Annotated in this window: 13 protein-coding genes; 5 read left to right on the top strand and 8 right to left on the bottom strand. The window is 62.3% G+C overall.

Annotation, left to right across the window (positions count from 1 at the left end; translation table 11 throughout):
- Positions 1 to 127 precede the first annotated feature (127 nt).
- Positions 128 to 1,828, bottom strand: coding sequence for an iron ABC transporter permease (locus WNZ15_RS10515; RefSeq protein WP_342892925.1), 1,701 nt, complete (start codon positions 1,826 to 1,828; stop codon positions 128 to 130).
- Positions 1,829 to 1,965: 137 nt separating this feature from the next.
- A complete protein-coding gene (locus WNZ15_RS10510; RefSeq protein WP_342892924.1) occupies positions 1,966 to 2,946 on the bottom strand; it encodes an ABC transporter substrate-binding protein in 981 nt (326 codons plus the stop codon).
- 255 nt (positions 2,947 to 3,201) lie between these two features.
- Between WNZ15_RS10510 and gndA the strand changes: the two genes are divergently transcribed.
- On the top strand, positions 3,202 to 4,626 hold the full coding sequence (gndA, locus tag WNZ15_RS10505; RefSeq protein WP_342892923.1) for an NADP-dependent phosphogluconate dehydrogenase: 1,425 nt from the start codon (positions 3,202 to 3,204) through the stop codon (positions 4,624 to 4,626).
- A 45-nt stretch (positions 4,627 to 4,671) separates the two neighbouring features.
- On the opposite strand, the gene WNZ15_RS10500 is transcribed toward gndA, so the two are convergent.
- The 5 genes from WNZ15_RS10500 to WNZ15_RS10480 all read right to left on the bottom strand — a co-directional run bounded on the left by WNZ15_RS10500 (position 4,672) and on the right by WNZ15_RS10480 (position 8,229).
- On the bottom strand, positions 4,672 to 5,094 hold the full coding sequence (locus tag WNZ15_RS10500) for a thioredoxin family protein (RefSeq protein WP_342892922.1): 423 nt from the start codon (positions 5,092 to 5,094) through the stop codon (positions 4,672 to 4,674).
- 24 nt (positions 5,095 to 5,118) lie between these two features.
- Positions 5,119 to 5,835 carry a cytochrome c biogenesis CcdA family protein gene (locus WNZ15_RS10495; RefSeq protein ID WP_342892921.1) on the bottom strand — a complete coding sequence of 239 codons (717 nt, stop codon included), beginning with the start codon at positions 5,833 to 5,835 and terminating at the stop codon, positions 5,119 to 5,121.
- A gap of 130 nt (positions 5,836 to 5,965) precedes the next feature.
- Positions 5,966 to 6,784 (bottom strand): sugar phosphate isomerase/epimerase family protein, encoded by an 819-nt coding sequence (locus WNZ15_RS10490; RefSeq protein ID WP_342892920.1) that lies wholly within the window; start codon positions 6,782 to 6,784, stop codon positions 5,966 to 5,968.
- 87 nt (positions 6,785 to 6,871) lie between these two features.
- Complete coding sequence (locus tag WNZ15_RS10485) at positions 6,872 to 7,819, bottom strand: glyoxylate/hydroxypyruvate reductase A (protein ID WP_342892919.1); 948 nt, start codon at positions 7,817 to 7,819, stop codon at positions 6,872 to 6,874.
- A complete protein-coding gene (locus WNZ15_RS10480; RefSeq protein ID WP_342892918.1) occupies positions 7,816 to 8,229 on the bottom strand; it encodes a VOC family protein in 414 nt (137 codons plus the stop codon). The genes WNZ15_RS10485 and WNZ15_RS10480 overlap by 4 nt, the downstream gene beginning before the upstream one ends.
- A 27-nt stretch (positions 8,230 to 8,256) precedes the next feature.
- Here WNZ15_RS10480 and WNZ15_RS10475 point away from each other — a divergent pair, with 27 nt between their 5' ends.
- From WNZ15_RS10475 to WNZ15_RS10460, 4 genes are all read left to right on the top strand, one after another.
- The gene (locus WNZ15_RS10475) at positions 8,257 to 8,541 is read left to right on the top strand and encodes a hypothetical protein (protein ID WP_342892917.1); all 285 of its coding nucleotides are present in this window, start codon (positions 8,257 to 8,259) and stop codon (positions 8,539 to 8,541) included.
- 330 nt (positions 8,542 to 8,871) lie between these two features.
- Positions 8,872 to 9,864 carry a glycine betaine ABC transporter substrate-binding protein gene (locus WNZ15_RS10470; protein ID WP_342892916.1) on the top strand — a complete coding sequence of 331 codons (993 nt, stop codon included), beginning with the start codon at positions 8,872 to 8,874 and terminating at the stop codon, positions 9,862 to 9,864.
- Positions 9,865 to 9,949: 85 nt separating this feature from the next.
- Positions 9,950 to 10,834, top strand: coding sequence for a proline/glycine betaine ABC transporter permease (locus tag WNZ15_RS10465; protein WP_342892915.1), 885 nt, complete (start codon positions 9,950 to 9,952; stop codon positions 10,832 to 10,834).
- Positions 10,827 to 11,858, top strand: coding sequence for a glycine betaine/L-proline ABC transporter ATP-binding protein (locus tag WNZ15_RS10460; RefSeq protein ID WP_342892914.1), 1,032 nt, complete (start codon positions 10,827 to 10,829; stop codon positions 11,856 to 11,858). The genes WNZ15_RS10465 and WNZ15_RS10460 overlap by 8 nt, the downstream gene beginning before the upstream one ends.
- Positions 11,859 to 11,966: 108 nt before the next feature.
- Here the strand turns inward: WNZ15_RS10460 and WNZ15_RS10455 are convergent, their stop codons facing one another.
- Entirely contained in the window at positions 11,967 to 13,307 is a 1,341-nt protein-coding gene (locus WNZ15_RS10455; RefSeq protein WP_342892913.1) for an HlyD family type I secretion periplasmic adaptor subunit, read from the bottom strand.
- Between the last annotated feature and the right edge of the window lie 50 nt (positions 13,308 to 13,357).

Here is a 13,357-nt window from a genome sequence, read left to right as displayed (position 1 = left end):
CCCGGGACTCCGGGGAGGAATGAGATTATCGAATTGCACCGGACAAGAAATACAGCGCACGGAGTCCTGGGTCCCGCATCTCCGCTTCGCTGCGTGCGGGATGACACCGGTTGTCTACCGCTGCTTTTCAATCCTTCCAGGGAACCGTTCCCGCCGGAACCCGTCCGGCCAGGGTGTTCATCGCCAGCATGATCAGGACCGTCGCGGCAACCACCACGACGGACATGGCCGCTGCCAGTGTGGTGTAGCCGCCGTCCTCGTAGTTGAAGATGGTGGTGCCGATGGTCTCGTTGCCGGTGGACCACAACAGGGCCGACACGGTGATCTCGTTATAGGCTGTCAGGAAGACCAGAATGGCGCCGGATGTGGCCGACGGTGCGACCAGCGGTGCGAAGATTGTCCGCATGCGGCGGAAAAAGCCGGCGCCGGAGACCCTGGCGGCGTCCTCCAGGGCGCCGTCCATCTGCAGGAAGGCGGCGGCGACCGGCTTCAGGCCGACGGCCATGAATACCGACAGATAGGCCAGCCCGATGATACAGAGGGTGCCGTAGAGCGAGACATTCAGCACGGGCAGCGGCCGGATGAAGGCCAGGATGAAGGCGATCGACATGACCAGGCCGGGCACGGCGAAGGCGATTTCGGCCTGGGTCAGCACCAGTCCCGCCCAGCGCCGGTGACCGGCACGCCGGTGCGAAAGAAAGTAGCCCAGGAACAGGCTGGCGAGGGCGATGACACCGGCGGCGAGACCGGCGATGAAGGTGGAATTGGCGAAGGCGCGCAAGGTGACCGACTGGCGCCAGAGCACCTCGGTGAAATTGTCCAGGGTCAGGGTGGCGGCAGACAGCGGCAGGCCGTAGGTCTGGACCAGCGCGGTCGCCAGCAGCGACGCGGCCGGCAGCAACAGGACGGACGCGACGAACGCCCACAGGCACGCTTCGGCGTAGGGGCGCTTTCTGCCCAGGGAAAGAACCAGCGGCGCCTGGGGCAGTCCGATCAGGCTGGTGCGCATGCGCCGTTGCAGGAAGCTTTGCAGCACAATGGCACCAAGCGCGACCAGGGCGAGGATCACGGAGATCACGGCGACATTGGGCAGGACATCCGGCCCGAAACTTGCCAGCCGTCGCCAGACCAGCACCGGCAGCGTGGTGTAGCGTGCCGGAATGCCGATCAGTGCGTTGATGCCGAAATTTCCGAGCGCTGCGACAAAGGCAAGCGCGAAGCCCGCCAGCAGGGACGGGGCCAGCAGCGGCAGGGTGATCCGGCGCAGCATCAGGACCGCCCCGGCTCCGGAAACGCGGGCGGCATCCGACAATTCTCTTGGAAGAGACCGCAGGGCGGCGCGCACCAGCAGAAACACCAGCGGGCTGTGCTGAAGGGTGAGCAGCAGCACCAGGCCTTCGCGGGAATAAAGCGGATGGGTGGAACCCAGCTCCGGTGCCAGACCGAGCCAGCGCAGGACCGGACTGGCGGGACCGAGCGCCTGGATCCAGGCGATGGCGGTCACATGGGGCGGGATCATCATCGGCAGCAGGATCAGAAACACCAGCAGGCCCTTGGCGCGGATATCCGTCAACCCGACCAGAAGCGCCAGCAGGGTGCCGAGCGCCGTGGCGCCCAGGGCGGACAGAAAACTGCTTTCGATGGAGTGCCAGAGCGCGCGTTGCACCGACCGGCTCTGAACGGCCTCGAGCAACGGTCCGAGATCGAGCCCGGCGTCACTTGTCAGCCCGGTCCTGAACAGCAGCAGGAGAGGCAGCCCGCAGATCAGCGTGGCGCCGAGAACAAGGAGCGCGAGGGTCGATCTTTCGGAAAGCTGCGAGGACTGCACTGGACCCGACTATAATATTCAGACGTCATTCCGGATCGACGCGCGGCTTGTGCCGCGCCAGTCCAGAATGACGTCCGAAGTGAGAGAACGGCAGCGCAGCCTTTGCCGCGCTGCCCGGTTTGGTTGCCTTGAGCGGATCAGCCGCCGAAGATTTCGGTGAACTTGATCTTGTTGGCCTGGTCCTGTTCCAGGGCCACAGCCGGATCGAACGCCATCAGCTTGATCTGGTCGCGGGCCGGGAAGCCTTCCGGAGCTGTGATACCCGGATGCGCCGGCAGGTATCCCTGTGAGGCGGCGAGCTTCTGGCCGTCTTCGGAAATCAGGAAGTCGACAAAGGCCTTGGCTGCATCCGGGTTCTGCGCGGTGGAAAGGATCGCGACCGGTTCGGTGACGGCGGAAACGCCTTCTTCCGGGAACACGAATGCGACCGGAGCGCCCTTCAGCTGCTCGCGGATCGGCAGGAAGTCGACGACAAAGCCGTAGAGCTTCTCGCCGCCGGCGATTGCCTTGTAGGTGCCGCCGTTGCCGCCCTTCGGGTTGGCGCCCTGGTCGGCGAGACCTTCATAATAGGCCCAGCCGAGGTCCGGGTTGGCGGTCAGGGCGGCCATGTGGATGGTCGCGGCGCCGGACGTCAGCGGCGACGGCATTGCCAGCTTGTCCTTGGCCTCTTCCTTCAGCAGATCCTTGTAGGAGGCCGGCTTCATCGGTGCATTGGTGTTGTAGACGATGCCCGAGGTGATCAGCTTGGTGGAGAAGTAGCTCTTGTCCGTGTCCATGATCGCCGGATCGTAGGCGGACACATCGGCGCCTTCATGGGCCATCAGGCGGCCTTCCTGCTTCAGGCCTTCCATGGTGACCATGTCGGCGATCAGGAGGATGTCGGGCTTGGGGGCTCCGGCCTCGAATTCGGCGCGCAGCTTGGCCATCATCTTGGTGGTGCCGTCGCGCACCCACTCGACCTCGACGCCCGGGTGCGTCGCGGTGAAGGCGTCGACGGTCGCCTGGGCGTCCGCGTTCGGCTGGGACGTGTAGACAACGAGCTTGCCGGAAACATCCCCGGCGAAAGCCGATGATGACACGGCGGCCAGGAGGCCGGCTGCAATCAGAAGATTTTTCATGTGACAGATCCTTTGCGCGGAACCGCGGAAGGGGGTTGCGGATAGCCATTGCGGTAACAGGCTTGTGTGACAGATTTTTTTTACCTGCCCGGCAAAAGTACCGAACCCTGCCGAATGAGCTGAATCGCGCGTTCCCGTATTGCGGCCTGTGCCGGGACACTTCGCGGCTTCGCCCGAATGCGAGCATTGCCGGATGCATTCCGGTCCGCTATCACCCCCGCACCAGACATTAATCGATTTGAGAAAGGCGTTTTCATGAGCTCACAGGGTGCGACTGCTGAAATCGGCCTGATCGGCCTCGGCACGATGGGCGGGAACTTGGCGCTCAATATCGCCGAGCACGGGTTCCAGATCGCGGTTTTCAACCGGACGGTGGAAAAGACCGACCAGTTCGTCACAAAAGCCGGCGATCTTGCGGGCAAGCTCGTACCGTCGAAGACGCTCGAAGCCTTCGTCGCTTCGATCAGGTCGCCGCGTGCGGTCATCCTGATGGTGCCCGCGGGCGAAGCCGTCGATGCGCAGATCGCGGCGCTCAGGCCGCTGCTGGATGCCGGGGACCTGATCATCGACGCGGGCAACGCCAATTACCACGACACCAACCGCCGCGCTGCGGAAGCGGCTGAACACGGTCCGCGTTTCATGGGCATCGGCGTTTCCGGCGGTGAGGAAGGTGCCCGGTTCGGCCCGTCGATCATGGGCGGCGGTGCGAAGGATGCCTGGGACCAGGTCGGGCATATTCTTGAAGCGATTTCCGCCAAGCACGGCTCCGAGCCTTGCGCGGCCTATCTCGGCGAAGCCGGGGCGGGGCACCTGGTCAAGACCGTGCACAACGGCATCGAATATGCGGACATGCAGATGATTGCCGAGGTCTATGGTGTCATGCGCGACGGCTTCGGCCTGTCGGCGGCGGAGACCGGCGGTGTTTTCGAAAAATGGAACGGCGGTATCCTGCAGTCCTATCTGATCGAGATTTCCGGCAAGGTGGCCGGAACCGCGGATCCGGAAACCGGCAGGCCGATGCTGGACATCATCCTGGACAAGGCCGGCCAGAAGGGCACGGGTCGCTGGACCGCGATCGAGGCCCTGATGCTGGGCACGCCAGCCAGTGCGATCGAGGCTGCGGTGGCAGCGCGCAACATGTCGGCGCGACTCGACGAGCGCAAGGCGGGCGAGGCCGCGTTCGGCGCGGCACCCAACGCGATCGACCGCGAAGCGGTCACCATCGACGCGCTGGAGGCAGCGCTCGTGGCCGGCAAGATCATCTGTTATGCGCAGGGCTTCGGCCTGATCCTGGAAGCCGCGCGGCAATATGGCTGGGCCATGCCGCTTCCCGAAATCGCCCGGATCTGGCGCAACGGCTGCATCATCCGCTCCGCCATGCTCAACGACATGTCGTCGGCGCTTGCCGACGACGCGGAGCGCAACCTGATGCTGGCGCCGTTCTTTTCGCAAAAGCTGAAGGAAACCGAGGCGAGCCTGCGCCAGGTGGTGGCACAGGCGGCCCTGCACGGCTTGCCGGTGCCCGCGCTGTCCGCGGCGCTGTCCTATTTCGACATCATGCGCACGGCCCGCTCCACCGCCAACATGCTGCAGGGCCAGCGCGACTTCTTCGGCGCCCACGGTTTTGAACGCACCGACAAGGACGGCAGCGGCTACCATGGCCCCTGGGCGATGGGGTAGCCAGGCCCGGAATGGAAAAGCCCCGCAGCATGCGGGGCATTCAGGTCAAGTGCCTGCCTGTAAACCGGTGTCCAGCAAGGATTTGATCTGCTCTTCGCTTGTCCCTGCAACGATGCGGCCGAGCTCCTTGTCGCCCTTCAGGACAAGCAATGTGGAGCGGCGGGGGATCCTGCGTGAAACCGCCACCTCGTGGTTGCTGTAGTCGTCCCAGTCGACCCGCACAAACACCATGGCCTGATCATAGTCAGGATTGGCGGCGCGCAGCGCGCTGATCACGCGTTCCTGCCGGGCGCAGGTGCTGCACCAGCTGGCGGCATAATCGACGAACACGGTTTTGCCGGCGGCCAGATGCTGTTCAATGAGACCGGGCTTGTAGTCGACCAGCCCGTTTGCCAGGGCTGTGGCCGGGAGAAGGCCGGTGCCAAGCGCGCTCGTGGCCATCAAACCTATAAACATACGTCTGTTCATCGGATTCCCTTTCCATTGCAGAGGTTAGAACCGGACCGAGAGGTCCTGAAGCCAGATGGGCATGATCTGCATGGCCCATGCGTCTATGATGTGATTGACGTTGAAAAAGAGCAGGAGGCCCACAGTCAGGAAGACGGCGCCCATGACAGGCTTCGACCGTTCGGCGATGCCACGCAGCTTGTCCGTCCGATTGCGCAGCGTTTCCCGGGCGCCGAGCCCGAGTCCAACGATCAACGTTGATACGCCGAGTGCGAAAAACACCATTATGAGCGCCGCCCATGCGAGATTTTGCCCCTGCGAGGCAAGGGCGACCGCCCCGCCCAGGGTCGGGCCGATGCACGGTGACCAGACAGCCCCCAGCAGGACACCGCCGAGGAACTGCCCCTTGAGGCCATCCGGGCCGGTGTCGGTCATCTTCTGACCGGCCGAGCCTGACAGGCCGGCAAAGGCGAGTTCGAAGCGCTGGGAAAAGGCTGGTACAAGCAGCACCGTACCGAACACCATCATGAGGACCGCACCGATCCTGGACATGAGATCGACCGTCAGGCCGATGGCGTAGCCGACAGTCGCCACAAGCATGCCGACCGCCACAAATGAGACGCTCATACCTGCGGCCAAAGCCAGAGGAGCGCGTCGGTCCTGGCTTAGCGCGGAGGCCAGGACAATCGGCAGGACGGGCAAGACACAGGGATTTACAAGCGTCAATAGCCCGGCGAGATACGCAAGCGGCAATTCAAGCATGTGATCTGTGCGGTCCTTCGATGATTGTCACCTGATGCCGGCCAATCAGTCGCTGGGCCGCTCAGGCAACTAGATAGGTCATCCGCATTTGTCTGTCCGCTAACGTTCGATCACAAGTCCGTAGGCTTCTTTACTGCGCCAGTCCAAGCGCCGACATGTTGGCGATGGAGGCGGGGAGGCCGGAGTGGTCGCGGAGTTCGACGATCAGACGCGGGTCGCTGTCAAGCTTGCCGAGGGCGTCGAACACCGAATGCCAGTTGATGGTGCCTTCGCCGAGGGTCCAGTGGCGGTCGGCATAGCCGTCGGCGTCCTGCAGGTGGATGTGGCGCAGAGAGTTGCCGGCGGCCTTGACGAAATAGTCGACCGGCGGGGCACCGGTGGTGCCGTGGGCATAATGGGCGTGGCCGGTGTCGATGGAGATCCTGACCGCTTCCGAGCCGAAGCTTTCGGCCAGTTCGATGCGGGCATGGGGATCCTTGTCCTCGATATTCTCGATCACCAGTTCGCAGCCGATGTCCTCGGCGCGCCTGACCGCGTCCTTCATGGTGTCGTGGCAGAGCGCGATCTTGTCCTGGCGTCCGGTCTCATAATTGTCGAGATTGTTGTGGTCCCAGGTGGAATAGGGGCTGTGCACCACCATGTGGGTGCCGCCAAGGGCCTCGCAGACCTCCAGGCCCTGCAGCAGCCGCTTCCTGACGATCTGGCGGACATCGACGTCGCGCGAGTCGATGGTGAACCCCCAGAACGGCCCATGGATGCCGAGGCGGCCCTGGTGGCCGTCCAGCAGTTTTCTCGCCAGTTCGACTTGTGGCTTCCAGTCGCCATTCAGGACTTCCGCCGGCCAGAAATCCTGCAGCTCAAGATCCCTCGGCTTGTCGAGCATCAGCTTGTGGTGGATCTGAAGGGACTTGAGGGTGAGCGCGGCGCCAAGGACGGGAAGATCGGACATGAGGATACCTGGTCTGGGAAAACGGAGTGAGTGTTTGCCAGATAGATCGGTTTCCTTGACACTATTGCGACGTCGCAGCCGGAAATCTCAATACCCGCGACGTCTGTCAACAGCCGGAGGGATGATGCCTTCCGCGAAATACCGGGCGATGTTTTCCGCGACGAGCTTTGCGGCGGTGGCCCTGGTGGTCGGCGCCGAGACATGCGGCAGGACCGTGATGCCCTCGTGTTGCCAGAACGGATGGGACGCGGGCAGGGGCTCCTCGTTGAAGACATCCAGCACCGCGTGGCTGAGCGGGCCGTCGTCGAGAGCGCTCAGCAGGGCGGTTTCATCCAGTATCGGACCGCGGGCGAAGTTGATCAGGGCCGCGCCCTCCTTGCAGGCCGACAGTTCCCGGGCGCCGATCAGGCCGCGGGTTTCGTCCGTCAACGGCATCAGCAGAACGTTGATGTCCGATTGCTTCAGGACGGCACGCAGGCCGTCCGGTCCATGGTGGCACTGAATGCCGTCCAGGGTCTTCTCACTGCGGCTCCAGCCCAGAACGTTGAAACCGTTTGCTGCGAGACGTTGCGCGGAGGCGCTGCCGAGCTTGCCAAGACCGAGAATGCCGACCGTGCGTTCCTCCGGACCCGTCAGGTCATGCTCGCGCCAGACCCGGGCGCGCTGCTGGGCCATGTAGCGCGGCATGTCCCGGTGGAGATAGAGCGTCCAGGCCAGCACGGCTTCCGACATGGTTTCCGCCATGCGCGGATCGGTGAGGCGCACGATCAGCGGGCCGTCCTTGGGCAGGTTCGCCGCCAGGCGTTCGACGCCGGCCCACAGGCTCTGGACCCAGACGAGGCCGGGCAGCGCAGCCACATCAGCAGGGTTCGGGTTGGCGACGATCGCCACCTTTGCCGCGCGGCGTTCGTCCTGCGACAGCTGATCGAAGGGCTTGACCTGCACAATTCCCGAGAGGGCCGCGGGCAGGATTTCCTCCCAGGTGGTCCGTTCACCGGACTCGGGCGGGGAAACGAAGGGAACAATCGGCATCATGAGGCGAAAACTCCGGACTCGTCGGCGAAGCCCTTGATTTCGATCGGGTTACCGCATGGGTCGGTAAAAAACATGGTGCTCTGCTCACCGGGCTCGCCTTCGAAGCGGATTGTCGGCGCGATGATGAAGGTGAGCCCGGCCTCCGTCAGTCTGGTTGCGAGGGCCTTCCATGCCGCCATGTCCAGCACGACGCCGAGATGAGGCATCGGCACCATGTGGTCGCCGACCTTGCCGGTGTTGCCGGTCCGGAACGGCGTGCCGAGATGAAGCGAGATCTGATGACCGAAGAAATTGAAATCGACCCAGGTGCCGGTGCTGCGGCCCTCCGCGCAGCCCAGCAGGCCGCCGTAGAAAGCGCGGGCCGCGTCAAGATCGGTCACGTGATAGGCAAGATGAAAGCACGGCTGCATCGGAGTCTCCCATGTGTTGAAGGTCTCTTGGCAGCAGAATTCGCGCAATACAATGAAAATGTTGCGGCTGCCGATGCAACTCCAGCGGAAGCGGCCGGGCCGTTCTGCATCCGGGGCGGCGAGAGGGTCTTCAGAAGGCATGCGGGAAAGCCGCGCAGAGTCGGGAACTGCAAGCTTGACGCGAAAAGCCGGGGCTTGCTGGCGGCTGGCGCCGCACGGAAGAATCATTTTCTGGAAAGGATGTTATCCGTAGCGGCGAATACAGGCATGAAAATGTCGTTTACGGGCTTGTTGTTGAAATTTACGATATGATTGCCATGGGAATTACGTCTATACTGTTGTACTGACGGCTGCATAATGCAATGGTGTCGACCGTAAAGCCCTGAGCCGGACCAAATACCGGGTGCGATTATTTCCCTTTGGTCATGGTCATCTCACGGGTGTTGGAGCAAGAACAGCGTATATGCGTCAAGTGAAGGCTAAATTAAACAAGTTTAATCTAGTGGCCTTCGCAGCTGTTTTGCGTTCTTGTCCGATTATACTTTTTCGTTGGATGCGCTCGATGCTGAATACCTCTTTCGGGGTGTTTGCACGTTGCGCCCAATTGGAAATAAAGCAAATAGACTGCACAGGAGTATCCTCATGAATAAGTTGTTTGTCTCGGTCGCAGCGACCGCGTTTGTCGGCATGGCGTCATCCGCCATGGCCGAAGATTGCGGCACGGTGACCGTCGCCGAAATGAACTGGGCTTCGGCCGGCGCGATCGCACAAATCGACAAGATCATTCTGGAGAACGGTTACGGCTGCAAGGTGGAGCTGGTGACCGGCGACACGATGCCGACCTTCACCTCGATGAAGGAGAAGGCCGAACCCGACATGGCGCCTGAGCTCTGGATCAATGCCATTCGCGAGCCGCTCGACAAGGCCGTGGCCGAAGGGTCCCTGCTCATCGGTGGCGAAATCCTCAACGAAGGTGGTGTCGAGGGCTTCTGGATCCCGACCTATATCGCTGACGAACACGACATCCACACCATCGCCGATGTGCTCAAGCATCCGGAACTGTTTCCGGGCGCCGAAGACGAAAGCAAGGGTGCGTTCTTCACCTGCCCGACCGGGTGGAACTGCCGCATCACCACCGGAAACCTGTTCAACGCGTTCAATTTCGAAGAAGCCGGATTTGAGCTTGTCGATTCAGGCTCTGCAGCCGGCCTCGACGGGTCCCTGTCGCGCGCTTACGAGCGCAAGACCGGCTGGCTCGGCTACTACTGGGCACCGACGGCCATTCTCGGCAAGTACGACATGACCCTGCTCGATTTCGAAGTCGAACACGACAAGGAAGAGTGGGACAAGTGCACCTCGATCGAGAACTGCCTTGAGCCGAAGCCGAACGCCTGGTCGAAATCCGAGGTCTACACTGTCGTGACCGACGAGTTCTCCACGAAGGCGGGTCCGACCATGGATTACATCAAGGGCCGGACCTGGGACAACAGGACCGTCGGCCAGGTTCTGGCCTGGATGCAGGACAACCAGGCGACCAACGAAGACGGTGCGTACTACTTCCTGGAAAACTACGAGAACATCTGGACCACATGGGTCACGCCGGAAGTTGCCGAAAAGATCAAGGCAGCCCTCTGATCGGCTGATTTGAAAAAAAACGGGGCCCGCGCGAAACGTGCGGGCCTTTCACTTCGGGGCACAAGAAACCGTCGGGACAAAGAAGATGGACTGGATAGAATTTCCCTCGCTCAGCCGGGGCACCTTGCGAGACATTCGCGTTACGATCGATAGCGGGTTCAGGGAGTTTACCCGCGCCTATGGCGAATTTCTCGAACGCGCGACGGATCCGCTGGAAGATTTTCTCATATTGCTCGAGCACCTTCTGATCGAATCGCCCTGGCCCATGGTGCTGGCGGTTCTCGTCGGCATCGTGTTCCTGATGAGCCGCGACGTGAAAATCACGGCGGGTTCCCTGGTGGCCCTGCTGCTGATCGGCGTCTTCGGCATGTGGGAAGATACCATGCGCACCATCGCGATGGTGACCGTGTGCACCACGCTCGCGATTCTTCTGGGTATTCCGATCGGCATTCTGATGGCACGCTCCGACAGGTTCCAGGGGATCGTCAATCCGGTCCTCGACCTGATGCAGACCATGCCGGCTTTCGTCTATCTCATTCCGGTGGTGATGATCTTCGGCCTGGGCAAGGTGCCCGGCCTGATCGCGATCGTCATCTACGCCATTCCGCCGATGATCCGCCTGACCAATCTTGGCATCCGGCTTGTCGACCTCGATGTCCTGGAGGCCGCCGACGCATTCGGGTCGAGTGCCCGCCAGAAGCTGCTGAACGTGCAGTTGCCACTGGCCCTGCCGACCATCATGGCCGGCATCAACCAGACCATCATGATGGCTCTGGCCATGGTTGTTGTGGCTGCGCTGATCGGCGTGAAAGGCCTCGGCCAGCCGGTGCTCAACGCCATCGCCAACCAGTATTTCACCATGGGCGTCATGAACGGACTTGCCATCGTTGCAATCGCCATCATTTTCGACCGCGCGACCCAGGCCTACGGCAAGCGTCTGCAGAAACACTCGGAGGTGATCCATGGGTGAGGCAACCGGCATCGAGATCAAGGGTCTCTATAAAATCTTCGGTCCGAACGGCGAGGACATGGTCCAGAAGATCAAGGACGGCATGTCCAAGGCCGAGCTGAACGAAAAGTTCAATCATGTTCTCGGGCTCAACGACATCAACATCTCCATGCCGGGCGGCAAGATCCAGGTGGTGATGGGACTGTCCGGGTCCGGTAAATCGACCCTGATCCGGCACATCAACCGGCTGATCGACCCGACCGCAGGCGAGGTTCTTTATGGCGACGAGGACGTCTGCAAGATGTCCCAGAGCGAACTTCGGCAATTCCGCCGCCACAAGACGGCGATGGTGTTCCAGAAGTTCGCGTTGTTGCCGCACCGCACGGTGATCAAGAATGCCGTCTACGGTCTGGAGATCCAGGGTGTTCCGATCAAGGAAGCCGAAGCGCGGGCATCGCGCTGGATCGCCCGGGTCGGGCTGGAAGGCTTCGAGGATCATTATCCGAACCAGCTGTCGGGTGGCATGCAGCAGCGTGTCGGTCTGGCGCGCGCGCTGACCAACGACGCCGATATCCTGCTCATGGACGAGGCCTTCTCCGCGCTCGATCCGCTGATCCGCATGGACATGCAATCTGTGCTTCTGGACCTGCAGGAAGAACTGCACAAGACGATCGTCTTCATCACCCACGACCTGGATGAAGCCCTGCGCCTCGGCGACAAGATCTCCATCCTGCGGGACGGTGCGGTCATCCAGCAGGGAACAGGACAGGAAATCGTGCTTCAGCCGGCGGATTCCTACATCGCCGACTTCGTCAAGGAAGTGAACCGCGGCCGGGTGATCATCGTGGACACGGTTATGGACAAGACCAAGACCCTTGAAGATGGCCCCACGATTTCCAGCGGAATCATGCTGGAGGAGGCCGCGAGAACCTTCGCCGACACCGGGCACGGTGAAGCCAATGTGGTCAATCAGGAAGGCACGCCTATCGGCGTGCTGAATGTCCACGACACGATCTACGCGATGGTGACGCCGGCAACTCACTGAGGAGACGGCCACCGGCTTCTCCGGCCCGGCCCCGTGCCGGGGCCGGTTTGAACGCAACAGCCCCGGGGTCTCCCCGGGGCTTTTTTTGTACGATGCCGTTCCCGGCCGTCAGCGTTCTGTGAAGACCGTGCGTGCGGCGCGGGTGACCGGATTGAGCAGATACATCAGGATCGACTTGGAGCCGGTGACAACCTGCGCGTTGACCTGCATGCCGGGGCGCACCGGCCGCTCGTTCGATCCCGACCCGATCGTCTGGCCCGGGAAGGCCAGGGTGGCCTTGAAATAGTATTCGCCATATTCGTCCTGAAAACTGGACGCCGAAATCGTCTCGACCTCGGCCGACAGGGTGCCGTAGATGTTGGGATCGTAACTGGTGATGGTGATGTCGGCCGTGTCCCCGGCATTGATATGGCCGATGTCCCTGGGATTGACCTTCACCTCTGCCACGAGGTTTTCGGACAGCGGAACGATTTCGGCGATCATGTCGCCCGGTCCGACCACGGCCCCCCGGCCTGACTGCCCGAGCGTCTTGACATAGCCTTCGACCGGCGCCTTGACGAAGAGCCGGTCCTGCCGGTCCTTCAGCTTGCTGATTTCCTGTTTCAGTTCCGCCCGTTCCTGGGCGATCCTTGCCCGTTCGTCCGCGACGACCCGGTTCACTTCGGCGCCGGCCTGGGCAAGGCTTGCCCGGGCCTCGATCAGCATCTCGCGGGCCTGGGCCAGATTGCCGATGAGCTGTTCCAACGCCACCTGGGAGCGCTGGTATTCGCCCTTGGCTTCGAGATAGCGGCGCCGGGATGTGTAGCCGTCCCGCAGCAGACCTTCCTGGATCTGGAATTTCTCCTTCTCAAGGTCGACCTGGGATTTCTGAAGCTCCATCTGCGCCTCCAGGCTGACCACTTCGGCGCGTTTTTGCGCGACGCGGGCAGTGAAGGCGTCCTGTTCGTCGGAGACCACCTTGCGGTTCGCGGTCAGGGCCGCCCGCTGCTGGGTGCTCAATCCCTCGACCGCCGGATCAAGGCGCAGACCGACGGTGTTGGCATTGCTGTATTCCTGGGCCAGGAGGCGCTGTTCCTCCAGTTCGAGATAGGTGAGCCGGCTCTCGATCCGGGCGAGTTCGGACGTCGTGTCCTGTTTCTCCAGCCTGGCGATGGGATCGCCGGCTCTCACCAGTTCGCCTTCCTCCACCAGAATCTCGTTCACGATGCCGCCTTCGAGGTGTTCGACCGTGAGGATCTGCCCGGCCGGGGTGATTTCTCCGATCGTGCTGGCGACCTCGCGGATCTGGCCGATCGCCGCCCAGACGAGAAGAACGAGCGTTGCGATCACAAGTCCGGTCAGCAGGCGGGAATAGAATGCCGGCGGAACGCCGTCTTCCAGTTCCAACGGCAGACCGACGCGGCCGTAAACGGCAGTGCGAAGTGTGTCCGGATCGTCTCTGGTGGCCATTGGAGTGTCCTCGGCGTTTGTCGGGTGCCGCCGGCCGGCGGCGGTCCGGT

It is taken from the genome of Roseibium sp. AS2 (assembly GCF_038900065.1).
Classification (GTDB): Bacteria; Pseudomonadota; Alphaproteobacteria; order Rhizobiales; family Stappiaceae; genus Roseibium.
This window is presented reverse-complemented; position numbering and strand designations above follow the sequence as displayed.